Here is a 24064-nt window from a genome sequence, read left to right on the forward strand (position 1 = left end):
TGTGCCGGGATGCGCGATATCACGCGTTTTATGTTCGCGGGGGTAACATGACATGCTCGAATGACAGAAAAATAACTTTTTTATTACAAAAAAAAGATAGTAAGGCGACAGAGAGATGGCAAGGCAGTGAAAGCGCCGGAAAAGAAAAGTGGGAGCTACGGCACGGATAGGTACGACATTATTCCCGGGGGCGGCGCACATGCCGTAACTCAACCAGGCGGAGCGTCGCCGGGATTAACGTCTCAGGCGCGTAAGCGAACGACAATTTGCTCCAGCGTAAGCCGCCCTGCCGCCGCATCGACTGTCATATCGACAAAATCCGGATTCGCAGCGAGTGAGATCCCGTTACGCTTTAAAAACAGCAGCGTAATAAATAAGGCGGTACGTTTGTTACCATCATTGAAGATATGCCCACGGGATATAGCGAGCAAATGCATTGCCGCCAGCAGCCACACGTCGGTCACCCCTTCATATTCGATTTGATTGAGTACCCGGTACATTAGCGCTTCCGCGCGCCCAGGATCAGGCATGCCTGTTACACCAGGCGTAACGCGGAGAAGCCTGTCGTGAAACTGAATTATCTCTTCCGCTGAGATAAGTTGTAGGGTCATTTATCCGCCAGCTCCCTGAGCTCATTGCCATGAACCGCCATAATGGCAGCAAACTCATCATCCATTCGCGCCGTCTGATAACGCTCAAACTCCTCGGCGCTGATGATCACTGCGGACTTATGCCCACGACGCGTGATGGTGACAGGGCCCCCCGTCACCGCACTTTCCAGGACTTCGGCCAGATTTTGCCGCGCTTCGCTATAGTTAACCGTACGCATAAACACCTCCCCAGTTGTACATGTTTATTGTACAACAAACATGTACAAAAAAAGAGCCATCAGGCTCTTTTGAAAAATTTTACCGCTTGCCGTTACCGGGGGCGGCGCACGCGCTTCCCCCCTGGCACAGTCTAACCGCCCAGATAGGCGCTGCGCACCGCTTCGTTCGCCAGCAGCGCATCACCGGTATCGGATAGCACCACGTGGCCGTTTTCCAGCACATAACCGCGGTCGGCGAGCTTCAGCGCCTGGTTGGCGTTCTGCTCGACAAGGAAGATGGTCATACCCTGCTCGCGCAACTGCTCAATGGTGTCGAAGATCTGCTGGATGATGATCGGCGCCAGCCCCAGCGACGGTTCATCCAGCAGCAATAGCCTCGGCTGGCTCATCAGCGCGCGGCCAATCGCCAGCATCTGCTGTTCGCCGCCGGACATGGTGCCCGCTCGCTGGATACGGCGTTCATGCAGGCGCGGAAACAGCTCGTACACCCATTTGATACGCTCCTGAAACCGATCGCGCTCGGCAAAAAAACCGCCCATCGCCAGATTCTCTTCCACCGTCATCCGCGAGAAGACGCGCCGCCCTTCCGGCACTATCGCCACCGCTTCACGCATGATTTTCGCCGTCTGCCAGTCGGTGATGTCTTTACCGTCAAACACCACCCGTCCGCTGGAGGCGCGCGGATCGCCGCACAAGGTGCCAAGCAGCGTCGTTTTCCCCGCGCCGTTAGCGCCAATCAGGGTAACGATTTCCCCCTGGTTGATGTGCAGACTGACGTCGTGCAGCGCCTGAATCTTGCCGTAGTGGGCGCTGACTTTTTCAAACGTTAACATCGTTTTTTCCATCTTATGCCTCACCCAGATAAGCGCGGATGACGTCCGGGTTGTTGCGGATCTCTTCCGGCGTGCCGTTCGCCAGCGGCGTGCCCTGGTTCACCACGTAAATGCGATCGGAAATGCCCATCACCAGCTTCATATCGTGTTCAATCAGCAAGATAGTGGTGTTGTGATGGTTACGTAGTTCGGCAATCAGCTCATCCAGCTCTTTGGTCTCTTTCGGGTTAAGGCCGGCCGCCGGTTCGTCGAGCATCAGAATTTCTGGCTGCGTCACCATGCAGCGGGCAATCTCCAGCCGGCGCTGGTCGCCGTAGGCCAGATTACTGGCCTGGCGATTGGCATGTTCCAGCAGGCCAATACGCTCAAGCCAGGTCGCCGCGCGGTCCAGCGCTTCACTTTGCGCGCGGCGGAAAGCGGGCGTTTTCAACAGGCCGGAAAAGAGGCCCGTTTTCAATTGCTGGTGCTGCGCCACCAGCAGGTTTTCAATCACCGTCATTTCACGGAACAGACGCACATGCTGGAAAGTACGTACCACGCCCATGCGGGCGATCTGCTGACCCGGCAATCCTTCCAGATGCCGCTCGCGCAACATGATCGTACCGCCTGTCGGCTTATAAAAACCGGTCAGGCAGTTAAACACCGTCGTTTTACCCGCGCCGTTAGGGCCAATCAGCGACACAATTTCCCGCTCACGCAATTCCAGCGATACATTGTTGACCGCCAGCAAACCGCCAAAGCGCATCATCAGGCCGTTAACCGCTAATAATGGCTGACTCATGCCTGCTCTCCTTTCGCCTGACCACTTTTCAGCTTCAACTGCGGACGCGTCATCGGCAGCAATCCCTGCGGGCGCCAGATCATCATCAACACCATCAAACCGCCGAGCATCAACATGCTGTATTCGTTGAAGTCGCGCATCAATTCGCGCGACACCACCAGCAGAACCGCCGCCAGGATCACCGCAAACTGCGAGCCCATTCCGCCCAGCACCACAATCGCCAGCACGAAGGCGGATTCGGCGAAGGTGAAGGATTCCGGGCTGACAAAGCCCTGGCGGGCGGCAAACAACGTCCCGGCGAAACCGGCAAACGCGGCGCTGATAGTAAAAGCGGTCAGCTTGATGCGCGTCGGGCTTAAACCTAATGAGCGACAGGCGATCTCATCCTCACGCAACGCTTCCCACGCCCGGCCCAGCGGCATACGCAGCAGGCGGTTAATGACAAACAGCGACAGGATCACCAGCAACAGGGCCACCAGATAGAGGAAAATGACCCGGTCGGATGGGTCGTACTTCACGCCAAAGAAATTGCTGAAGGTATCCCAGCCGCCTTCTCGGGTGTTGCGGCTAAACTCCAGACCAAACAGCGTCGGTTTGGGGATCTGGCTGATGCCGTTCGGGCCGCCGGTAATTTCAGTGTTGTTGAGCAACAGGATACGGACGATTTCGCCGAAGCCGAGCGTCACAATCGCCAGATAGTCGCCGCGCAGGCGCAGTACCGGGAAGCCGAGCAGGAAACCGGCGGCGGCGGAGACCAGTCCCGCCAGTGGCAGGCAGGTCCAGAAACCCAAACCGTAATAGTGGTTGAGCAGCGCAAAGGTATAAGCGCCGATGGCGTAAAAGCCGCCGTAGCCCAATACCAGCAGGCCGGACAGCCCTACCACCACGTTCAGCCCCAGACCGAGGATGATATAAATCATGGTCATAGTGGCGATATCCACGCTACCGCGCGACACCATAAACGGCCACGCCACGGCGATAACCAGTAGCGCCATCAGAAACAGCTTTTGCTTAACGGTAGAGCCATCGATCGCTGGCAGAATAAACTTCGGTCCGGAGACGTGCTTCACCGCTTTCTGGAACATCGGACGCAGCAACTGAAAGAAAAAAACCACTGCCGTACCGATAAAGATCCACTGCCAGCGGATGTCGGCGGCGGTATCCACCACCAGTTTGGTGCCGTCCAGCTCCAGTTGTACGCCCATGAAGACGCCAGCCAGAACGAAGAACATCGCCGCAGAGAACAGAGCCATCGCAATATGCATCGGTTTCATACTTTCTCTACCTCCGGACGCCCCAGGATACCGGTCGGCATCACCAGCAGTACCAGAATCAGCAGAGCGAACGACACGACATCTTTATATTCGGTACTTAAATATGCAGACGAGAGCGCTTCGGCGACGCCCAAAATCAGACCGCCGATCATCGCGCCCGGAATGCTGCCAATCCCGCCCAGCACCGCCGCGGTGAACGCTTTCATCCCGGCCATAAAACCGATGTAGGGGTTAATTACGCCATAGAACTGACCGAGCAGCACGCCCGCCACCGCCGCCATTGCCGCGCCGATAACAAACGTTAGCGCAATGACGCGGTCGGTATTAATGCCGAGCAGGCTGGCCATTTTCAGATCCTCCGCGCAGGCGCGGCAGGCGCGGCCCATCCGGGAGTAGCGAATGAAAATGGTGAGCGCCAGCATAGCCAGAAAGGTGACTATCCAGATAACCGCCTGCATGGTGGTGATGGACGCGGCAAAGTTTTCGCTGCTGCCCACAATCCACTGGCCGTTAAACAGGCTGGGTAACGCCACGTCGCGCGAACCTTCCGTCAGGCTGACGTAGTTTTGCAGAAAGATGGACATCCCGATGGCGGAAATCAGGGCGATCAGGCGCTTGGAGTTGCGCACAGGCCGGTAAGCGACTCGCTCGATACTCCAGCCGTAGGCGCTGGCAATAATAATCGCGCCGATAAATCCGGCGGCCACCAGGAGCCAACTGGTGTCTATTCCCATCATCATTAGCGCGGCGATGATCATAAAAGAGACGTAGCTGCCGATCATATACACCTCGCCATGAGCGAAGTTGATCATGCCGATAATGCCGTACACCATCGTATAACCGATAGCAATCAGCGCGTAGGTGCTCCCCAGCGTGACGCCGTTAAACATCTGCTGCAAGAAATAGAGAAACTGCTCGGACATAAGGTAACCTTTTTAAACCCGCCCGGCGTGCGGGCGGTGGGATAACTTATCTTCTGGCATTACTTCGCGACGGTTGACGAGCCGTCGGCGTGCCACTGGAAGACGCCAAATTCAAATCCCTTAAGATCGCCTTTTTCATCCCATTTCAGCGGCCCAATAACGGTATCAGCCCCGTTCGCTTTAAGATCTTTCACCAGATCCAGCGGAGCATGGCTGGCGCTACGCGTCATTGCGGTCGCCAGCGACTGGACGGCGGCGTAGGTGATCCAGACATACGGACCGCTGGGATCTTTCTTGTCGGCTTTCAGCGCCTCGACAATCGCTTTATTCGCCGGGTCCTGGTCATAACGTTTTGGCATCGTCACCAACATGCCTTCCGCCGCACCACCCGCAATATTGGACAGCGACGCGTTACCCACGCCTTCCGGCCCCATAAATTGCGTTTTCAGGCCATTAGCCCGTGCCTGGCGCAGCATCTGCCCCATTTCCGGGTAGTAGCCGCCGTAATACACAAAGTCGATATTCTCTTTTTGCAAGCGAGCAATCAGGGCGGAGAAATCTTTTTCACCGGCGGTAATACCATCAAAAAAGACAATATTGGCATTGCCCTGCTTCAGGCCATCCTGCACGGAGCGCGCCAGTCCTTCGCCGTATTGCTGTTTATCGTGAATGATAGCGATGCGCTGCGGTTTCACCGTTTCCAGGATGTATTTCGCGGCCGTTGGCCCCTGGGAGGAGTCCAGGCCGGCGGTACGCATAATGTACTGATAGCCGCGCTGGGTCAGCTCCGGGTTAGTCGCCCCCGGGGAGATCATCAGAATACCTTCATCTTCATAGATATCGGATGCTGGCTGAGTAGAAGAAGAACACAAGTGACCAATAACGTACTGAATACCGTCGTTAACGATTTTGTTGGCCACCGCCACCGCCTGTTTTGGATCGCAGGCATCATCGTACTCTACGCCGACCAGCTTATCGCCTTTAATACCGCCTTTAGCGTTGATGTCTTTAATGGCCTGGCGCGCGCCGTTAAATTCCATATCGCCCCATTGCGCTACCGGGCCGGACATCGCCCCGACTATGGCGACTTTAATATCATCTGCCATTGCCCCCTGCGAGACTGCTAATGCAACAATCCCTGCGATTATTGTTTTCGCTTTCCGTTTCATGTGCCTGTATCCCCATTCGTGATGTTATATGTTTTGTTTTTTGCTGGTTAAAAAGCAGACTGTACTTTTTATAAATGGTGCGCTTTTTACTGACTCATTAATGAGTTAGCGCAGAATTTAAAGCATAATAAGATTAAAATCTCTATTTTTCAGTCTATTAAGAAAAGATAATATTCTGCTTTTCGCTATAGATAAACAAAAAAAAGCACGCTTGTCAGCATAAAATAACGGCATATTAAGCGGAATAATTCACTAGCATTCAGGGAATTATGCTGCCTGTTTTCCATTCTCTAATGCTTCAAACTGTAATTATCGTTGTTAAAAAATTAATAACCTGGTAAATGACACAAAAAAGAGAAAGCATCTGGCCTGCCTGTTTCGGTACACTGATCGCATCTTTTGAAATCGGGACAAGCCGTCGATGAAGCTGACCATTCTTCGTTTAGAACACTTTAGCGCTCAGGATCAGATCGATCTGGGCAAAATCTGGCCGGAATATTCCGCCTCCTCATTAAGCGTAGATGAAACGCACCGGATTTATGCCGCGCGGTTTAACGAGCGTTTGTTGGGCGCCGTAAGAGTGACGCTGAGCGGAACGCAGGGCGCGCTGGATTCCTTACGCGTGCGTGAAATCACCCGTCGTCGCGGCGTCGGACAATACCTGGTAGAAGAAGTCATCCGCGATAATCCCAACGTCTCGTCGTGGTGGATGGCAGATGTCGGTGTTGAAGACCGTAGCGTGATGGCCGCGTTTATGCAGGCGTTAGGCTTTACCGCACAGCATGACGGCTGGGAGAAGCGCTAAAAGAAAGCCGGATGGCGCTGACGCTTATCCGGCCTACATGCCGGGAGAAAAGATAAAAACCACCTCGCTATTTTCCAAGAATTTCGCGTTGCAGGCAGGCGGCAAGTTATGAAATCCCCGGGAGCTTACATAAGTAAGTGACCGGGGTTGAATAACGTAGCCAACGCACCTGCAGCGCGAAAGGCGCCAGGAAAATTACTTAGCGTCCGTCGCCGTACCATTCGCATGCCAGTCAAACACGCCGAACTCAAATCCTTTCAGATCGCCTTTCTCATCCCACGACAGCGGTCCCATTACGGTGTCGACCGTGGCGCCTTTCAGGTATTTGGCGATTTCCGCCGGATCGTCGGAGTGGTTCAGCCCCGCCTGCAACGATTGCAGCGCGGCGTAGGTGGTCCACACGAATGCGCCGCTAGGATCTTGTTTCTTGGCTTTGATGGCATCCACAATCGGTTTGTTCGCTGGGACCTGATCGTAGTTCTTCGGTTTGGTGACCAGTAAGCCTTCCGCCGACTCTCCGGCGATGTTAGACAGCGAGACGTTCGCGACCCCTTCCGGCCCCATAAACTGGGTTTTCAGCCCTGCGGCGCGGGACTGGCGCAAAATCTGCCCCATTTCCGGGTGATAACCGCCGTAGTAGACAAAGTCGATATTCTCTTTCTTCAGGCGCGCAACCAGAGTGGAGAAATCTTTTTCGCCAGCGGTGATGCCATCAAAGAATACGACGTTAACGCCGCCTTTCTTCAGACCGTCCTGCACCGCGCGCGCCAGCCCTTCGCCGTACTGCTGCTTATCGTGGATAATCGCGATGCGCTGCGGTTTTACCTTCTCCAGAATATACTTTGCCGCCGTTGGCCCCTGGTCAGAGTCCAGGCCGGTCGTGCGCAAAATCAGGTTATAGCCGCGTGCGGTCAGCTCCGGCGCGGTCGCCGCCGGGGTTATCATCAGGATGCCTTCGTCTTCGTAGATATCAGACGCTGGCTGTGTGGAAGAGGAGCATAAGTGACCGATAACATACCTGATGCCGTCGTTCACCACTTTGTTAGCGACCGCTACCGCCTGTTTCGGGTCACAGGCGTCGTCATATTTCACCGCGACGAGCTTATCGCCTTTAATACCGCCTTTCGCATTGATATCGGCAATTGCCTGCTCCGCACCGGTAAATTCCTGGTCGCCATACTGCGCCACCGGACCGGACATCGCGCCGACAACCGCGACTTTAATGTCCTCGGCGAATGCCATATGGCTTAATGACAGGGCGATACATCCTGCCAATAACGTTTTACCCTTCATATTCATCCTGATAATCCCCATTATTCTGGTTGTTACGTGTGTTGTGGTGTTATTGTTCAGCACTTTATTTCGATTATTGGCTAGCTACCCGTGCTTTAGCAGCATACTCTGCTAAAACATACCCGATTTTTATTATTTTGGAATAGCTAAATTTACATCCAGATAACAGATTTGTGTCGGTGGGGGAGAGGAAGGGCCCGTAGGCCCGATAAGCGAAGCGCCATCGGGCAAACGTGTTGCCGGATGGCAGGGTAAACGCCTTATCCGGCCTACAAAAAACAAAACCCCCGAATTCACATTCGAGGGTTCATTGGCAATTCGCGAAGGTTACGCTTCGATCGCAGCGCGAAGCTTTTTCATGGCGTTCTTTTCAAGCTGGCGCACACGCTCAGCGGAGACGCCGTAACGATCGGCCAGCTCCTGCAACGTAGACTTATTGTCTTCGTCCAGCCAGCGAGCGCGGATAATATCCTGGCTACGCTCGTCGAGCCCCTGCATCGCGTCGGTCAGTCGGTTGGCGGCCTGCTCTTCCCAGTTATCGTCTTCAATGCCGTCGGCAAAGTTAGACGATTTATCCTGCAGATACAGCACCGGCGCCATTGGCTGGCTGTCGGACTCATCGTCCGAAGACATGTCAAACGTCATGTCCTGCGCCGCCATACGCGACTCCATCTCACGCACGTCTTTACTGGAAACACCCAGTTCGCGCGCCACCATTTCAACCTCATCCTGATTAAACCAGCCCAGACGCTGCTTGGTTTTACGCAGATTAAAGAACAGCTTACGCTGCGCTTTCGTGGTTGCGACTTTAACGATACGCCAGTTACGCAGCACGTATTCGTGAATTTCTGCTTTAATCCAGTGTACGGCGAAGGAAACCAGGCGCACGCCTACTTCCGGGTTAAAACGACGTACGGCTTTCATCAGGCCGATGTTGCCTTCCTGGATCAAATCCGCCTGCGGCAGACCATAGCCCGCATAGTTACGAGCAATATGAACAACAAAGCGCAGGTGAGACAGGATCAGCGTTTTAGCTGCTTCCAGATCGCCCTGGTAATGCAGCCTTTCAGCCAATGCCCGCTCCTCGTCAGCCGATAACATCGGCCACGCGTTCGCCGCCCGGATATAAGATTCCAGGTTGCCAACAGGGGCTAAAGCTAAATTTTGCATTTCTTTGGTCATTCAAATCCTCTCAATCAGTATTGCCTGGCACCGTCAGCGAGCAACAACCGTGCCAAAGCCGATGAGCAACGAGAATATCACCCACTCTTTTATCAGACAGTGATTTTATCCACAAGTTCAATGTAACACTGTGCATAATTTGCACAAATCTTGTGACATAAAGATGACGCGCGGGGAAGAGACAACAGGGACTCTTTCCCTGCGAACGGAAGCCCATTGCAGGGAAAGATTATACCACGATTTTATCAATCGGGAGTAAAGTGACGTAAATGTTGCACCGTGGCCAGCCAGGCGGCGATCCAGCCAATCATGGAACAGACCAGCAGCAGCAACAGGCACTCATCGAACGATAAACCGTTGAGATCAAACTTCGTGCCGAAGACCTGCGCCACTTCAGTCACCGCCGATGATAAACGCATCACCAAAATTTCAGACAATATCAGTGAAAGAAACGCGCCGGAAAAACCGAGCAACGCGCCGCCGTAGAGGAACGGACGCAGGATAAAGCCATCGGTCGCGCCAATCAGCTTTTGCACGTTAATGGTGTCGCGACGGGCAAAAATGCTCAGGCGCACGCTGTTGCCGATAACGAGGAAGACCGCCGCGACCATCAGCACGCCGATCATCGCCGACACGCGGCCCACCAGCCCGGTGAGCGCCGCCAGGCGCGCAAACCAGCTATCATCCATGCGGACTTCGTCAATGCCGTTAATCTGCGAGATACGGTCGCGCAGCGTATTAAGCGAGGCGGTACTCTGGAAGTCCAGCTTGGGGATCACCACCGCCACCGCCGGTAGCGGGTTCTCTTCCAGCATATCCAGCGCGCCGCCAAAACCCGACCAGTTGCGGAATTCTCCCAGCGCGTCCTCACGGGACAGGTAGTTGACCTTCTCAACGCCCTGCTCGGCCTGAAGCTGCCCAACAACCCGTGCCGCCGCGTCATCATCCAGCGTTTTTTGCAGATAAACGGTGATCTGCGGCGACGGATAGTACTGAGTCGCCGCCTGGTTGACGTTCTTATAGACCATGTAACAGACGCTGGGCAGCGTCAGGGAGATGGCGATCACCATCACCGTCAGAAACGTCGCCAGCGGTTTGCTTTTCAGATCTTGCAGCGCGCCGTGCCAGGCATAGCGCACCTGCTCATTAAAGACGTTCGTTTTACGTGAGTTCGGTTTCGGCGTCGGCTTCTGGCGTCCTGGCGCGTTGCGCCCGCCGCCTGTTCCGCCGTGAGACTTACGCAGTCGATCCAGCCGTCCGCCGAACTGCCTGATTTGGTTAATCGCGTCGCGCCTATTCATTGGCCAGGCCTCCATGCAGATGTCCATCGCTCAGGACGAGCTGCCTATAGGAACGACGGGAGATAAGTCCAATATCGTGCGTCGCCATCAGTACCGTCACCCCTACGCGGTTAAACTCTTCAAACAGACGTAAAATCCCTTCCGACAACGCGTCGTCCAGGTTCCCGGTCGGTTCATCCGCCAGCAATACCGCTGGCTTATTGACCACCGCGCGGGCGATGCCCACGCGCTGTTGTTCGCCTCCGGAGAGTTGAATCGGGAAGTTTCTCGCTTTGTCCAGTAGTCCAACCTTATCCAGCGCCGCCGACACACGACGACGGATATCATCGCCGCTGGCGCCGGCAATGATTAACGGTATCGCCACATTGTCATAGACCGTGCGATCCATCAGCAGATGGTGATCCTGGAAAATCATCCCAATCTGGCGGCGCAAAAACGGCACTTCGCGGTTTTTCAGGCGCGTAATATCATGCCCGCTGAAGAAGATTTTGCCGGCGCTGGGCCGCTCAATCCCACAGATTAGCTTCAGCAGGGTACTTTTCCCCGCGCCGGAGTGGCCGGTCAGAAACGCCATCTCGCCTGGCCGCATATGGAATGTCACTCCCTGCAGCGCTTGTCTCCCGCCGAGATAGGCCTTGCTGACATGTTCAAAGCGAATCATTGTTAATCCTCTCGGGCAAAAAGTGCCTCAATAAAATCGTCCGCCTTAAACGGACGCAAATCCTCGATACGTTCGCCCACGCCAATGTAACGGATAGGAATGCCAAACTGGTCAGCTACCGAGAAAATCACCCCGCCTTTCGCCGTACCGTCCAGCTTGGTCAGGGTAATACCGGTTAAGCCTACCGCTTCATGGAACAGTTTGGCCTGGCTTACCGCGTTCTGTCCGGTGCTGGCGTCAATGGTCAGCATAACTTCATGTGGCGCTTCTTCGTCCAGCTTTTTCATGACGCGAACGATTTTTTTCAGCTCTTCCATCAGGTGCGACTTGTTCTGCAGACGCCCTGCCGTATCGGCAATTAACACATCCACATTACGCGCCTTCGCGGCCTGGATAGCGTCAAAAATCACCGAGGCGGAGTCCGCGCCGGTATGCTGGGCGATAACCGGAATGTTGTTACGCTGTCCCCAGACCTGTAGCTGTTCGACCGCCGCCGCGCGGAAAGTATCCCCCGCCGCCAGCATCACTGATTTACCCTGCTGCTCAAACTGGCGCGCCAGTTTACCGATAGTAGTGGTTTTACCCACGCCGTTCACGCCAACCATCAGAATAACAAAAGGCGTTTTACCTTCAATATTAAGCGGTTCGTCTACCTTCGCCAGAATCTCGCCCATCTCGTCTTTCAACAGACCATACAGCGCCTCGGCATCTTTAAGCTGTTTGCGGCTGGCGCCTTCCGTCAGATTAGCGATAATCTTACGCGTGGTTTCTACCCCGACATCAGCGATGAGCAACTGCTCTTCCAGCTCCTCGAACAAATCATCGTCGATTTTCTTGCCGCGGAACAGACTGATAAATCCGGAACCGAGATTTTCTTTGGTTTTCAGCAGGCTGCGTTTCAGGCGGGCAAAGAAACCTTCTTTAGTCGGTTTTTCCTGTTCCTGAACGATCGCTTCCACCGGCGCGTCTTCTTCCGCCGGCGGAACAACCATCACCGCCTCTTCCGCCGCCTGAGCGGCCAGCGCCTGCGCTTCCAGCTCTTCGTCGGTGAATTTCGCCGCGTTTTCGCCCTCTTCTTCTACCGCGGCAATGACCTCTACGGTTTCCGCTTCGGCCTGCCACTCTTCCGGCGAGACAGCCTCGTCTTTGACCTCTTCCGGCAGCGGCAATTCCTCGCGTTCCACCGCGATCTGCGGCGCTGCCATCTCAATGGCCGTCGCGGGCTCCGGCTCTACCGGCTGCGGTTTTTCGCTCTCCTGAACTTTCTCAGTAACGTCCACCACCTCTTCCGCAAAGGCTTCTGTTTCTGCTTTGCTGTGCGCGGGCGTTTGCGCGTCTACGTCTGCCGCCGTTTCAACAGGGGGCTCAACCGGTCGTTGTTCCTCAACAATCTGCTGTTCTTCGGTCTGTTCCTGCTTCTGCTCTTTATCACCGAAGCCCAACCAGGAAAAGAAGCCACGTTTTTTCTGTTTTGCCATCTGCGACTACACCCCTCGCGGCGCTATATACATGGAAGCTAAAAAAATGATGAAATAGTCTATCACTTAACTTAATTCACATCACCGCCTGGAATAACTTGCAACAGGCGGTTCGAGCAAGAGAAATGAAAAAACCGACTCACTCTGGCAGCGGCCAAATCCGCATTATTGGCGGGCAATGGCGTGGTCGTAAATTACCGGTTCCGGACAGCCCGGGTCTGCGTCCCACCACCGATCGCGTGCGCGAAACGTTATTTAACTGGCTGGCTCCGGTAATGGTAGACGCCCATTGTCTGGATTGCTTTGCCGGCAGCGGCGCGCTGGGTCTGGAGGCGCTATCGCGTTATGCGGCCCAGGCAACGTTACTGGAAATGGATCGCGCCGTATCGCAGCAGTTGCAAAAAAATCTGGCGACGCTGAAAGCCAACAATGCTCGCGTCGTCAATACCAATACTCTGGCCTTCCTCAGCCAGCCGGGGACGCCGCATCACGTCGTCTTTGTCGACCCGCCGTTTCGTAAAGGGCTGCTGGAAGAGACGTTACAATTGCTGGAAACCCAGGGATGGCTGGCCGACGACGCGCTAATTTATGTAGAAAGCGAGGTGGAAAACGGTCTGCCGCCCGTTCCGGCGAACTGGGCATTGTATCGAGAAAAGGTGGCCGGACAGGTCGCTTATCGTCTGTATCAGCGCGACGCGCAAGGAGAAAATGATGTTGATTAATCTGGGCCGCTTATTAATGCTCTTCGTGTGGGCATTTTTGATTCTTAATCTGGTGCATCCCTTCCCGCGCCCGCTCAATATCTTCGTCAACGTGGCGTTGGTGTTCATGGCGCTGATGCACGGTATGCAACTGGCGCTACTGAAATCAACGATACCGAAAGCGGGTCCGCAGATGACGACGGGAGAGAAAATCCGCATTTTCCTGTTCGGCGTGTTTGAGCTGCTGGTCTGGCAGAAGAAGTTTAAGAACAAAAAATAACGTTTGCTGCCGGATGACGGTTTATTCGTTATCCGGGGTACGGCTAACAAACCCGACGAACCGCGTTCCCTTATAGCTCAGCGTACCTTGATCGCCCACCGTCAAAGCGTGGTACTGCTGCGCTTGTAAACGGAACGTTTTTTCCAGACCGCCATTGAGCGGCTTAAAACTGACCTCATAGCGCATACTGGTTCCCGCCGGGCTCACTTCCTGCTGGCGAGAGCGTCGGTCGTTGACCGGCTTCTCCCGTTTATTGCTGACCACGACCAGCTTTTGCTGTAACGGCGCCGCCTCATTAACGGCTTTTTCCCGCCGTTGCTGAACGAAGCGAAACGACGCGGCAACTACGATTAATGCAATGATTATAATGAAGAAAAGCGGTGGCTTACTCATACTGTTAACCTGTCAGAAAATGCGGAAATAAGCATACCCTGCCCGTTATAGTGTTGTCATCTGACCGTCACGGCCTCTACACTGAATAATAGAGCCGCAAGCATACCGTTTGCGAAAAAATAACGAATTCAAGGAATTAAGATGCTTTGGTCGTTTATCGCTGTCTGCCTGTCCGCATGGCTGTATGTGGACGCCTCCTATCGCGGGCCAGCCTGGCAACGCTGGTTTTTTAAGCCCGTCACGTTATTACTATTACTGTTACTGGCCTGGCAAGCGCCGATGTTTGACGCCATCAGTTATCTTGTGTTGGCCGGGCTGTGCGCCTCGCTGGTCGGCGATGCGTTAACGCTCTTACCGCGTCAACGCCTGCTGTACGCCGTCGGGGCATTTTTCTTATCGCATCTGCTCTACACCATTTACTTTGCCAGCCAAATGACGTTGTCGTTCTTCTGGCCGCTGCCGCTGGCGTTACTGATAGTCGGCGCGTTGCTTATCGCCGTTATCTGGACGCGACTGGAGGAGCTACGCTGGCCGGTATGTACTTTTATCGCCATGACGCTGGTCATGGTCTGGCTGGCGGGCGAACTGTGGTTCTTCCGCCCAACGGCGCCAGCCCTTTCGGCCTTTACCGGCGCGACGCTGCTGTTCATCGGCAATATCGTCTGGCTGGGTAGCCATTACCGCCGCCGTTTCCGGGCGGATAACGCGATTGCCGCCGCCTGCTACTTTGCCGGACACTTCCTGATTGTTCGCTCGCTGTACCTGTAAATAATAGCGCTTGACTCTGGAGTCGACTCCAGAGTGTATCCTCCGGTTAATGAGAAAATTATCATCAACCGGAGGACGTTATGTCGACCCCTGATACCGATGGCAAAAAAGTCCCGCCCTTTACCTCCTTCAGATTAGCCCCGGCAATACAGAAGGCCGATAGCTGCTGCTGCGAAGAACATTGCGCGTCCAGCGCGCCTGTTTCTACTGCCGTGGCAGGCACGCGCTATACCTGGAAAATCTCCGGCATGGACTGCGCCGCCTGCGCCCGAAAAGTGGAGAATGCGGTACGCCAAATTCGCGGCGTCAACCAGGCGCAAGTGCTGTTCGCCACCGAAAAGTTAGTGGTCGATGCCGACACCGACCTCCGCGCGCAAATTGAACGCGCCGTACAGAAGGCGGGTTATACCTTGCGTAGCGAAGATTCTCGCGACGCCGCGCCTGAATCTCGTCTTAAAGAGAACCTGCCGCTTATTACGCTGATCATTATGATGGCGATAAGCTGGGGGCTGGAGCAATTTAACCACCCGTTCGGCCAACTGGCCTTTATCGCCACCACCCTGGTCGGTCTGTATCCTATTGCCCGCCAGGCGCTGCGGCTGATGAAAAGCGGCAGTTGGTTCGCTATTGAAACGCTGATGAGCGTCGCCGCCATTGGCGCGCTGTTTATTGGCGCGACGGCGGAGGCGGCAATGGTATTGCTGCTGTTCCTCATCGGCGAGCGCCTGGAAGGATGGGCCGCCAGCCGCGCCCGTAAAGGCGTCAGCGCGTTAATGGCGCTTAAACCGGAAACGGCGACCCGTCTGCGCGACGGCGTGCGGGAAGAGGTCGCGATTAATACCCTGCGACCGGGCGATATTATCGAAGTCGCCGCCGGGGGGCGTTTACCCGCCGACGGTAAACTGGTTTCCGGTTTCGCCAGCTTTGATGAAAGCGCGCTCACCGGCGAGTCTATCCCTGTGGAGCGCGCAACGGGCGACAAAGTCCCGGCAGGCGCGACCAGCGTTGACCGTCTCGTCACCCTGGAGGTGCTATCTGAACCTGGCGCCAGCGCGATTGACCGTATCCTGACGCTGATTGAAGAGGCGGAAGAGCGCCGTGCGCCCATTGAGCGGTTTATTGACCGTTTCAGCCGCATCTACACGCCAGTCATTATGGTCATCGCGCTGCTGGTGACGCTTATTCCGCCGCTGATGTTCGATGGCGGCTGGCAGGAGTGGATTTATAAAGGGCTGACGCTGCTGCTCATCGGTTGCCCGTGCGCACTGGTGATCTCCACGCCCGCGGCCATTACCTCTGGGCTGGCGGCGGCGGCACGGCGCGGCGCATTGATTAAAGGCGGCGCAGCGCTGGAGCAACTGGGCCGTATCACGCAGGTCGCCTTTGATAAAACCGGTACGTTGACCATTGGTAAACCACGGGTGACGGCGATTCATCCGGCAAGCGGTATCAGCGAAGCCGAACTGTTGGCGCTGGCGGCAGCCGTAGAACAAGGCGCTACGCACCCGCTGGCGCAGGCTATTGTCCGCGAAGCGCAGACACGCGATCTGGCGATCCCGACGGCGGAATCGCAGCGAACGCTGGCCGGCACCGGGATTGAAGCGCAGGTTAACGGCGAACGTATTCTGATTTGCGCGGCGGGAAAACAGCCTGCGGCAGCGTTTGCCGGGCAAATTAGCGAACTGGAAAACGCCGGGCAGACGGTGGTTCTGGTGCTGCGTAACGAGACCGTACTTGGCGTCCTCGCCCTCCAGGATACGTTGCGTGACGATGCGCGCGACGCCATCCGCGATCTGCATCAGTTAGGCGTTAACGGCGTGATTCTGACCGGCGATAACCCACGGGCGGCGGCAGCGATTGCCGGCGAGCTGGATCTGGCGTTTAAAGCCGGACTACTGCCGGAAGATAAGGTGCGGGCAGTCACCGCCCTTAACCAACAAGCGCCGCTGGCGATGGTGGGCGACGGCATTAATGATGCGCCCGCGATGAAAGCCGCCAGTATCGGAATTGCGATGGGCAGCGGTACTGACGTCGCGCTGGAAACGGCTGACGCCGCCCTTACTCATAACCGTCTGCGCGGGTTAGCGCAAATGATTACGCTGGCGCGCGCTACCCACGCGAATATCCGGCAGAACATCACCATTGCGCTGGGGCTGAAAGCCATTTTCCTGGTGACGACGCTACTGGGTTTTACCGGGCTATGGCTGGCAATCCTGGCGGATACGGGAGCCACGGTATTGGTGACCGCCAACGCGCTACGTTTGCTGCGTAAAAACTAATCTTCTCCCACCCGGCGGCATGTCGCCGGGTTATCCCGCGATATTCCTTTCTTTGTTCATATTATTCACGCGAAAATTATTTATTTTCTATTACTTATCAAACCATTAATCAGAAATAGCGTGATTTGATGTAAGGTTAATTTTTATCCAACCGATATTGATCATACCGTCTACAAAATAAGGAATGTTAGGCACTATGAAAAATATCAAAGTCATCACCGGCGTTATCGCGACGCTGGGCATATTTAGCGCCTTATTGTTGGTGACAGGAATACTGTTTTATTCCGCCGTCAGCAGCGATCGGCTGAATTTCCAGAATGCGAGCGCGCTGAGTTACCAACAACAGGAACTGGGCGGCAGTTTTCAGACATTGATCGAAACCCGCGTCACCATTAACCGCGTGGCGATACGCATGTTAAAAAATCAGCGCGATCCCGCCTCACTGGACGCCATGAACACGCTGTTAACCAACGCTGGCGCGTCGCTCAACGAAGCGGAAAAACATTTCAACAACTACGTGAACTCCGAAGCGATCGCGGGCAAAGATCCGGCGTTGGATGCCCAGGCCGAAGCCAGCTTTAAGCAGATGTATGACGTTTTGCAGCAGTCTATCCACTATCTTAAAGCCGATAATTACGCCGCCTATGGCAACCTTGACGCGCAAAAAGCGCAGGATGACATGGAGCAGGTATATGACCAGTGGCTCTCTCAAAATGCGCAATTAATAAAATTAGCCAGCGATCAGAATCAGAGCAGTTTTACCCAGATGCAATGGACGCTGGGGATAATTCTACTTATCGTACTCATCGTGCTGGCGTTTATCTGGCTGGGGCTGCAACGCGTTCTACTCCGCCCGCTGCAACGGATTATGGCGCACATTCAAACTATCGCCGACGGCGATCTTACCCATGAGATAGAGGCTGAAGGACGCAGTGAAATGGGCCAACTGGCTGCCGGTCTCAAAACGATGCAGCAGTCGTTAATCCGTACCGTCAGCGCGGTGCGCGATAACGCAGACTCTATCTATACTGGCGCAGGCGAAATTTCCGCCGGCAGCAGCGACCTCTCTTCCCGTACCGAACAGCAGGCCTCGGCGCTGGAGGAAACCGCCGCCAGCATGGAACAGTTAACCGCCACGGTACGGCAAAACACCGATAACGCACGACAGGCGACGGGTCTGGCGAAAACCGCATCAGAAACCGCGCGTAAAGGAGGACGCGTGGTGGATAACGTAGTGAGCACCATGAACGATATCGCCGAAAGCTCGGAAAAAATCGTGGACATCACCAGCGTGATTGACGGTATCGCCTTCCAGACTAATATTCTGGCGCTGAACGCCGCGGTAGAAGCCGCCCGCGCCGGCGAACAGGGGCGAGGATTCGCGGTCGTGGCCGGAGAGGTACGCACGTTGGCCAGCCGTAGCGCGCAGGCCGCCAAAGAGATCAAAGTACTGATTGAAAACTCCGTGTCGCGCATTGATACCGGCTCTACGCAGGTACGCGAAGCGGGAGAAACCATGAAAGAGATCGTCAACGCCGTGACTCGCGTGACCGATATTATGGGCGAAATCGCCTCTGCCTCCGATGAGCAAAGCAAAGGCATTGAGCAGGTGGCGCAGGCGGTATCTGAAATGGACAGCGTGACGCAGCAAAACGCCTCGCTGGTAGAAGAATCCGCAGCAGCGGCGGCGGCGCTGGAAGATCAGGCTAACGAACTTCGTCAGGCGGTCGCCGCGTTCCGCATCCAGAAACAGCCTCGTCGGGAGGCGTCGCCGACGCCGTTAAGCAAAGGCTTAACGCCACAGCCCGCCGCAGAACAGGCGAACTGGGAAAGCTTCTAATCAGAATGCTATCTGCCGTGCGGTTAATGCGCTTTACGCAATAAATAGCGGTACGGCAGACCCTCCGTCTCTTGCGCCAGCAAATCGTGTTCCATAAAGGTACAGAACCCCGGAATATCACGCGTCGTCGCCGGATCGTCGGCGATAATCAGCAATGTTTCGCCAGTTTGCATGTTGCGCACCGTTTTGCGCACCATCATTACCGGTTCAGGGCAACGCAGCCCCAGGGCGTCAAGCGTATGGTCAGGGGAGGAAAACAGATCGCTCATCTTCGTCTCAATGGTAGAAAAACGGCGATATTTTACGCCCATCTTCGTCAGTAAGCCAGGCAGGTTAACGATTGCGTGAAAATTAGCCATTGCAATGCCAGCGCAAAACAGTATTATGCGGCGGTTCTTTATTGGGTTCCCTCACCCCATCCAACAAAAAGGTCACAATATGACTCCGTTTACACAATCACAGCGCATAAAAGCGTTGTTCTGGCTATCGCTATTCCATTTACTGGTGATCATTTCCAGTAACTATCTGGTGCAGCTCCCCATCACTATTTTTGGTTTCCACACGACCTGGGGCGCGTTTAGTTTTCCTTTTATTTTTCTCGCCACCGATCTTACCGTGCGTATTTTTGGCGCACCGCTGGCGCGCCGCATTATCTTCGCCGTCATGATCCCTGCGCTGCTGGTGTCATATGTGGTGTCATCGCTGTTCTATATGGGCGCCTGGCAAGGTTTCGCCGCGTTGGCGAACTTTAATCTGTTCGTCGCCCGTATCGCCGCCGCCAGCTTTATGGCCTACGCGCTGGGACAGATCCTTGATGTCCATGTGTTTAACCGCCTGCGCCAAAATCGTCGCTGGTGGCTGGCGCCGACCGCTTCAACGCTGTTTGGCAATATCAGCGATACCCTTGCCTTTTTCTTTATTGCGTTCTGGCGAAGCCCCGATGCCTTTATGGCCGGGCACTGGATGGAAATTGCGCTGGTGGATTATTGCTTTAAGGTGCTCATCAGCATTATTTTCTTCCTGCCGATGTACGGCGTTCTACTGAATATGTTGCTGAAAAAGCTGGCAGATAAATCTGAAATTTCCCCATTACCGGCAAGTTAAAGGTTCGTTTTCCGAGTTGTGATAAGATGAGCGAATGAGCCGTTATGGCCGTTTATCGAAAGGAAGAAGTCAATGCGCAATTTGGTTAAATATGCCGGTATTGGCCTGCTGGTTATGGGGCTTGCGGCCTGTGATAACAACGATACAAAAGCGTCGGCAGAAAGCGCCGCCGCAGAAAGCCAGGCCTCCGGTCAGCCCATCAGCCTGATGGATGGCAAACTCAGTTTCTCACTGCCGGCGGATATGACCGATCAAAGCGGTAAGCTGGGCACCCAGGCGAATAATATGCACGTTTATTCTGACCCGACGGGCCAGAAAGCGGTGATTGTTATCGTCGGCGATAATACCGATGAAGCGTTGCCGGTGCTGGCGAACCGCCTGCTTGAGCAACAGCGTAGCCGCGACCCGCAGCTTCAGGTGGTCACCAATAAGTCTATTGAGCTCAAAGGCCATACGTTGCAACAACTGGACAGCATTATCTCCGCGAAAGGCCAGACGGCGTACTCTTCCATCGTGCTGGGCAAAGTGGATAACCAATTGCTGACGATTCAGGTCACGCTGCCTGCGGACAATCAGCAAAAAGCGCAAACCACGGCTGAAAACATCATCAATACGTTGGTTATTAAGTAACCTTTACGACGATGATGCGGCCTCCGGCAGTGCAGACGGAGGCCGTTTTTTTAAGCGCCAGGTCAGCAATAGCGCCATCGCTACCAGCCCGGCCGCCGCCAGATAAATCACCGGCACGCCCGCCCAGGTCATCACCAGCCCCGCCAGCGGGCCGGTAACCCCCAAAGACATATCCATAAAGACGGTATAGGTCGCCAGCGCCGCGCCCTGGTTCTGCGGCGGCACGGCTTTGACGGCCACCACGCCCAGCGCCGGAAAGACCAGCGAAAACCCCATCCCCGTGAGTAAAACGCCGATTTTTGCCATCCACGGCATGGCTGCCGTCCCCACCAGTAACAGACCAATAATCTCCACGCCAAAGCAGATCATGGCGACATTCAACCCGCCTAAACGATTGATGCCGTTAGGGAACAGCAAACGCGTGCCGACAAACGCGACGCTAAATAACGTGAGCGCAAAAGCGGCGCCATCCCAGCCTTTAGCATCATAAAATAAGGTAATAAACGTCGCGATGACGCCAAACCCTGCCGAGGCCAGCGCCAACGCCATACCATACAGCCAGACACGCCCCAGCACCGCGCGAAACGGCAGCGGCTTGCCTTTGTTCGCCTTCACCGACGGACGTGGAAGGGCTAACAGTACCGCCAACAGCGCCACGCCCATCACCGTTAGCGCCAGTCCCTGTAACCCGCCCCAGGCATAACACAGCACGCCCAGCGGCGCGCCCATCGCCATTGCGCCGTAGGTGACGATACCGTTCCAGGAGATGACCCGACCAATATGCAACGACCCGACGACGCCGACGCCCCACAGTGTCGAACCGGTGCCGGCAAAACTTTGCCCAATCCCCAAAATCACGCGACCCAGCCCCAGTAGCAACAAACTGATCATCGGCCAGGCGCTGGCGATATCCGCCAGCAGGTAGCCGAGTCCGCTTAAAAAACAGCCGCATAAGCCAAAGACAACGATTTTTTTCGGCCCTAATACATCCGCATACCGCCCGGCATGGGGACGGCTTAACAGAGTGGCGAAGTATTGCAGGCTGATAATAAGCCCCGCCCAGAACGCGCTGAATCCCATCGCATCATGCACATAGCCGGGCAAGACGGCGAGCGGCAGGCCGATGGTCAGATAGCTGGCAAAGTTAAACATCACAATGGAGACAATACGCAGATTGAGGCGCAATCCGTTTAGCGCCGGTTCAGCGACGGGTTCGGGCATGAGTATCACCGCATTTTTACAACATGTTTTCTTTTCTATCATGGCGCGCGGTGAAAATCAGTAGTGAGATTCAGATTATCGGTATCAGGGCAGCCGCTACACTTAGAAAAAAACACAACAAGGAAAACTTCATGGCAACCGCTCAACCCGACAAAACGGGTATGCATATTCTGCTGAAACTGGCCTCCCTGGTTATTATTCTCGCCGGGCTTCATGCCGCGGCGGATATTATTGTACAACTCTTGCTGGCGCTCTTTTTTGCCATCGTTCTTAATCCATTAGTGACCTGGTTTATTCGCCGGGGCGTGAAGCGACCGCTGGCGATTACTATCGTGGTGGTCGTCATGCTGATCGTGCTTACCGCGCTGGTGGGTGTGCTTGCCGCATCGCTTAATGAATTTATCGCTATGCTGCCTAAATACAGCAAGGAGCTGACGCGTAAAGTCTTACACCTTCAGGAGTTAATGCCCTTCCTGAATTTACATATGTCACCGGAACGTATGCTCCGCGGGATGGATTCCGATAAAATCATGCTCTTCACCACAACATTAATGACCGGCGTATCGGGCGCGATGGCAAGCATTGTGCTGCTGGTGATGACCGTGGTTTTTATGCTGTTTGAGGTGCGTCACGTGCCTTATAAATTACGTTTCGCGCTAAACAATCCACAAATCCATATTGCCGGCCTGCACCGCGCCCTGAAAGGCGTCTCGCATTATCTGGCGCTGAAAACGCTGCTCAGTTTATGGACGGGCGCGATTATCTGGCTGGGACTGGCGTTAATGGGTATTCAGTTTGCGCTAATGTGGGGCGTACTGGCCTTTTTGCTCAATTACGTTCCTAATATCGGCTCGGTGATTTCCGCCGTTCCCCCCATGATTCAGGCGCTGTTATTTAACGGTTTTTACGAGTGCGTACTGGTCGGCGCGCTCTTTTTGGTGGTCCATATGGTGATTGGCAACATTATGGAGCCACGCATGATGGGCCATCGTCTGGGAATGTCCACGCTGGTGGTATTTCTTTCGTTATTGGTCTGGGGATGGCTATTAGGCCCGGTCGGGATGCTCTTGTCCGTTCCTTTGACCAGCGTCTGCAAAATCTGGATGGAAACCACTAAAGGCGGCAGCAAACTGGCGATCTTACTGGGGCCAGGCCGACCGAAAAGCCGTTTACCGGGTTGAGGCGACAGATGCTACAATCTCCTCTTCTTCATAGGCAACGTTGGTCCTGATATGTACCAGGTCGTTCTGGGAAAAGTGTCAACATTAAGCGCAGGTCAATTGCCCGACGCGTTAATCGCTCAGGCGCCGCAGGGCGTTCGCCGGGCAAGCTGGCTGGCCGGGCGCGTGCTGCTTTCCCGTGCGCTCTCGCCGCTACCGGAGATGGTGTATGGCGAACAGGGTAAACCGGCTTTTTCCGCCGGAACGCCGCTGTGGTTTAACCTCAGCCATAGCGGCGACACTATTGCTCTGTTGCTTAGCGACGAAGGTGAAGTCGGCTGCGATATTGAAGTGATCCGCCCGCGCGATAACTGGCGTTCGCTGGCAAATGCGGTATTCAGCCTCGGCGAACATGCTGAAATGGAAGCGGAACGTCCGGAGCAACAACTGGCGGCATTCTGGCGTATCTGGACGCGTAAAGAAGCCATCGTAAAACAACGCGGCGGCAGCGCCTGGCAAATCGTCAGCGTGGACAGCACGTTGCCCTCTGCCTTGTCGGTCAGCCAGTGTCAGCTCGATACGCTCAGTCTGGCAGTCTGTACCCCCACACCGTTTACGCTGACGCCGCAGACGATAACGAAAGCGCTATGACACATTAATTTTTCCCTCTGGCGGCGGACGTGTGTTACAAAATGCGGAGCTTCCCATGCGCCGACGCGCCATACCAAAAGGTTTAAGTCAGATGCAACGTGTCACCATCACCCTCGATGACGATTTACTGGAAACGCTGGACAGCCTGAGCCAGCGACGCGGCTATAACAATCGCTCCGAAGCGATCCGTGATATTCTGCGCGGCGCTCTGGCGCAGGAGGCCACTCAGGAACACGGCACACAGGGTTTCGCGGTACTTTCATATGTTTATGAACATGAGAAACGGGATTTAGCCAGCCGCATCGTCTCCACCCAGCATCATCATCATGATTTATCCGTCGCCACGCTGCACGTCCATATCAACCACGATGACTGTCTGGAGATCGCCGTTCTGAAGGGCGATATGGGCGACGTACAGCATTTTGCCGATGATGTTATCGCCCAGCGCGGCGTGCGCCACGGCCACTTGCAGTGTTTGCCGAAAGAAGACTAACGCCCCAGCGCTTTG

27 protein-coding genes are annotated in these 24064 nt (G+C 55.0%); 12 read left to right on the forward strand and 15 right to left on the reverse strand.

The genetic code is table 11. The features are described 5' to 3' along the window. Positions 1-242: 242 nt before the first annotated feature. The 7 genes from ACLJPQ_RS12425 to livK form a co-directional block, all read right to left on the reverse strand. Positions 243-611, reverse strand: a complete 369-nt coding sequence (locus ACLJPQ_RS12425) for a type II toxin-antitoxin system death-on-curing family toxin (protein ID WP_000174964.1) — start codon at positions 609-611, stop codon at positions 243-245. Next, positions 608-829: a type II toxin-antitoxin system Phd/YefM family antitoxin gene (locus tag ACLJPQ_RS12430; protein WP_001520924.1), complete on the reverse strand. Its 222-nt coding sequence runs from the start codon at positions 827-829 to the stop codon at positions 608-610. Before ACLJPQ_RS12430 ends, ACLJPQ_RS12425 begins: the two co-directional genes overlap by 4 nt. A gap of 131 nt (positions 830-960) precedes the next feature. Beyond that, complete coding sequence (livF, locus tag ACLJPQ_RS12435; RefSeq protein ID WP_000416114.1) at positions 961-1674, reverse strand: high-affinity branched-chain amino acid ABC transporter ATP-binding protein LivF; 714 nt, start codon at positions 1672-1674, stop codon at positions 961-963. Position 1675: 1 nt separating this feature from the next. Beyond that, a complete protein-coding gene (gene livG, locus ACLJPQ_RS12440; protein WP_000082080.1) occupies positions 1676-2443 on the reverse strand; it encodes a high-affinity branched-chain amino acid ABC transporter ATP-binding protein LivG in 768 nt (255 codons plus the stop codon). After that, positions 2440-3717, reverse strand: a complete 1278-nt coding sequence (livM, locus tag ACLJPQ_RS12445; protein ID WP_080185093.1) for a branched chain amino acid ABC transporter permease LivM — start codon at positions 3715-3717, stop codon at positions 2440-2442. The genes livG and livM overlap by 4 nt, the downstream gene beginning before the upstream one ends. After that, positions 3714-4640 carry a high-affinity branched-chain amino acid ABC transporter permease LivH gene (gene livH / locus ACLJPQ_RS12450; RefSeq protein ID WP_000003005.1) on the reverse strand — a complete coding sequence of 309 codons (927 nt, stop codon included), beginning with the start codon at positions 4638-4640 and terminating at the stop codon, positions 3714-3716. Before livH ends, livM begins: the two co-directional genes overlap by 4 nt. 59 nt (positions 4641-4699) lie before the next feature. Then, positions 4700-5809 (reverse strand): high-affinity branched-chain amino acid ABC transporter substrate-binding protein LivK, encoded by a 1110-nt coding sequence (gene livK / locus ACLJPQ_RS12455; protein WP_000822976.1) that lies wholly within the window; start codon positions 5807-5809, stop codon positions 4700-4702. A gap of 421 nt (positions 5810-6230) precedes the next feature. On the opposite strand from livK, the gene panM reads away from it, so the two are divergent. Together panM and ACLJPQ_RS12465 are read left to right on the forward strand one after the other, a co-directional pair. Beyond that, positions 6231-6614, forward strand: coding sequence for an aspartate 1-decarboxylase autocleavage activator PanM (panM, locus tag ACLJPQ_RS12460; RefSeq protein WP_000778873.1), 384 nt, complete (start codon positions 6231-6233; stop codon positions 6612-6614). Beyond that, a complete protein-coding gene (locus ACLJPQ_RS12465; RefSeq protein WP_078061201.1) occupies positions 6592-6726 on the forward strand; it encodes a hypothetical protein in 135 nt (44 codons plus the stop codon). The genes panM and ACLJPQ_RS12465 overlap by 23 nt, the downstream gene beginning before the upstream one ends. Positions 6727-6809: 83 nt before the next feature. On the opposite strand, the gene livJ is transcribed toward ACLJPQ_RS12465, so the two are convergent. From livJ to ftsY, 5 genes are all read right to left on the reverse strand, one after another. Beyond that, positions 6810-7913 carry a branched chain amino acid ABC transporter substrate-binding protein LivJ gene (livJ, locus tag ACLJPQ_RS12470; protein WP_020437707.1) on the reverse strand — a complete coding sequence of 368 codons (1104 nt, stop codon included), beginning with the start codon at positions 7911-7913 and terminating at the stop codon, positions 6810-6812. 321 nt (positions 7914-8234) lie between these two features. Beyond that, positions 8235-9089 carry an RNA polymerase sigma factor RpoH gene (rpoH, locus tag ACLJPQ_RS12475; RefSeq protein WP_000159621.1) on the reverse strand — a complete coding sequence of 285 codons (855 nt, stop codon included), beginning with the start codon at positions 9087-9089 and terminating at the stop codon, positions 8235-8237. 245 nt (positions 9090-9334) lie between these two features. Next, positions 9335-10390 (reverse strand): permease-like cell division protein FtsX, encoded by a 1056-nt coding sequence (ftsX, locus tag ACLJPQ_RS12480; protein WP_023241885.1) that lies wholly within the window; start codon positions 10388-10390, stop codon positions 9335-9337. Beyond that, complete coding sequence (gene ftsE, locus ACLJPQ_RS12485; protein ID WP_000617729.1) at positions 10383-11051, reverse strand: cell division ATP-binding protein FtsE; 669 nt, start codon at positions 11049-11051, stop codon at positions 10383-10385. Before ftsE ends, ftsX begins: the two co-directional genes overlap by 8 nt. Positions 11052-11053: 2 nt before the next feature. After that, the gene (gene ftsY / locus ACLJPQ_RS12490; protein ID WP_001118697.1) at positions 11054-12529 is read right to left on the reverse strand and encodes a signal recognition particle-docking protein FtsY; all 1476 of its coding nucleotides are present in this window, start codon (positions 12527-12529) and stop codon (positions 11054-11056) included. Positions 12530-12654: 125 nt separating this feature from the next. Here ftsY and rsmD point away from each other — a divergent pair, with 125 nt between their 5' ends. Both rsmD and ACLJPQ_RS12500 read left to right on the forward strand, forming a co-directional pair. Continuing rightward, positions 12655-13251 carry a 16S rRNA (guanine(966)-N(2))-methyltransferase gene (gene rsmD, locus ACLJPQ_RS12495; protein WP_000743275.1) on the forward strand — a complete coding sequence of 199 codons (597 nt, stop codon included), beginning with the start codon at positions 12655-12657 and terminating at the stop codon, positions 13249-13251. Beyond that, positions 13241-13510, forward strand: coding sequence for a DUF1145 family protein (locus ACLJPQ_RS12500; RefSeq protein ID WP_000906757.1), 270 nt, complete (start codon positions 13241-13243; stop codon positions 13508-13510). Before rsmD ends, ACLJPQ_RS12500 begins: the two co-directional genes overlap by 11 nt. 21 nt (positions 13511-13531) lie before the next feature. On the opposite strand, the gene ACLJPQ_RS12505 is transcribed toward ACLJPQ_RS12500, so the two are convergent. Further along, entirely contained in the window at positions 13532-13903 is a 372-nt protein-coding gene (locus tag ACLJPQ_RS12505; protein ID WP_080185094.1) for a DUF2500 domain-containing protein, read from the reverse strand. 141 nt (positions 13904-14044) lie between these two features. Here ACLJPQ_RS12505 and ACLJPQ_RS12510 point away from each other — a divergent pair, with 141 nt between their 5' ends. From ACLJPQ_RS12510 to tcp, 3 genes are all read left to right on the forward strand, one after another. Continuing rightward, complete coding sequence (locus ACLJPQ_RS12510; RefSeq protein WP_079944862.1) at positions 14045-14671, forward strand: lysoplasmalogenase; 627 nt, start codon at positions 14045-14047, stop codon at positions 14669-14671. An 80-nt stretch (positions 14672-14751) separates the two neighbouring features. Further along, on the forward strand, positions 14752-16950 hold the full coding sequence (gene zntA / locus ACLJPQ_RS12515; RefSeq protein ID WP_017441614.1) for a Zn(II)/Cd(II)/Pb(II) translocating P-type ATPase ZntA: 2199 nt from the start codon (positions 14752-14754) through the stop codon (positions 16948-16950). A 196-nt stretch (positions 16951-17146) separates the two neighbouring features. Beyond that, positions 17147-18790: a methyl-accepting chemotaxis citrate transducer gene (tcp, locus tag ACLJPQ_RS12520; RefSeq protein WP_000789682.1), complete on the forward strand. Its 1644-nt coding sequence runs from the start codon at positions 17147-17149 to the stop codon at positions 18788-18790. Between the two features lie 23 nt (positions 18791-18813). Here the strand turns inward: tcp and tusA are convergent, their stop codons facing one another. Further along, positions 18814-19059, reverse strand: a complete 246-nt coding sequence (gene tusA / locus ACLJPQ_RS12525; protein ID WP_001541054.1) for a sulfurtransferase TusA — start codon at positions 19057-19059, stop codon at positions 18814-18816. A 169-nt stretch (positions 19060-19228) separates the two neighbouring features. Between tusA and ACLJPQ_RS12530 the strand changes: the two genes are divergently transcribed. Both ACLJPQ_RS12530 and ACLJPQ_RS12535 read left to right on the forward strand, forming a co-directional pair. Continuing rightward, complete coding sequence (locus ACLJPQ_RS12530; protein WP_000187489.1) at positions 19229-19894, forward strand: 7-cyano-7-deazaguanine/7-aminomethyl-7-deazaguanine transporter; 666 nt, start codon at positions 19229-19231, stop codon at positions 19892-19894. A gap of 72 nt (positions 19895-19966) precedes the next feature. Beyond that, positions 19967-20524 carry a DcrB family lipoprotein gene (locus tag ACLJPQ_RS12535; protein WP_001245277.1) on the forward strand — a complete coding sequence of 186 codons (558 nt, stop codon included), beginning with the start codon at positions 19967-19969 and terminating at the stop codon, positions 20522-20524. A 3-nt stretch (positions 20525-20527) separates the two neighbouring features. Here ACLJPQ_RS12535 and ACLJPQ_RS12540 read toward each other — a convergent pair whose 3' ends face one another. After that, positions 20528-21787: an MFS transporter gene (locus ACLJPQ_RS12540; RefSeq protein WP_001576500.1), complete on the reverse strand. Its 1260-nt coding sequence runs from the start codon at positions 21785-21787 to the stop codon at positions 20528-20530. 89 nt (positions 21788-21876) lie between these two features. Here ACLJPQ_RS12540 and ACLJPQ_RS12545 point away from each other — a divergent pair, with 89 nt between their 5' ends. From ACLJPQ_RS12545 to nikR, 3 genes are all read left to right on the forward strand, one after another. Beyond that, on the forward strand, positions 21877-22926 hold the full coding sequence (locus tag ACLJPQ_RS12545) for an AI-2E family transporter (protein WP_000179594.1): 1050 nt from the start codon (positions 21877-21879) through the stop codon (positions 22924-22926). 51 nt (positions 22927-22977) lie between these two features. Next, positions 22978-23556 (forward strand): 4'-phosphopantetheinyl transferase AcpT, encoded by a 579-nt coding sequence (acpT, locus tag ACLJPQ_RS12550; protein WP_000285379.1) that lies wholly within the window; start codon positions 22978-22980, stop codon positions 23554-23556. A gap of 91 nt (positions 23557-23647) precedes the next feature. After that, on the forward strand, positions 23648-24049 hold the full coding sequence (gene nikR / locus ACLJPQ_RS12555) for a nickel-responsive transcriptional regulator NikR (RefSeq protein WP_001190057.1): 402 nt from the start codon (positions 23648-23650) through the stop codon (positions 24047-24049). The last annotated feature ends 15 nt before the right edge of the window (positions 24050-24064 follow it).

The organism is Salmonella sp. SAL04213 (genome assembly GCF_046550535.1).
Classification (GTDB): domain Bacteria; phylum Pseudomonadota; class Gammaproteobacteria; order Enterobacterales; family Enterobacteriaceae; genus Salmonella; species Salmonella enterica.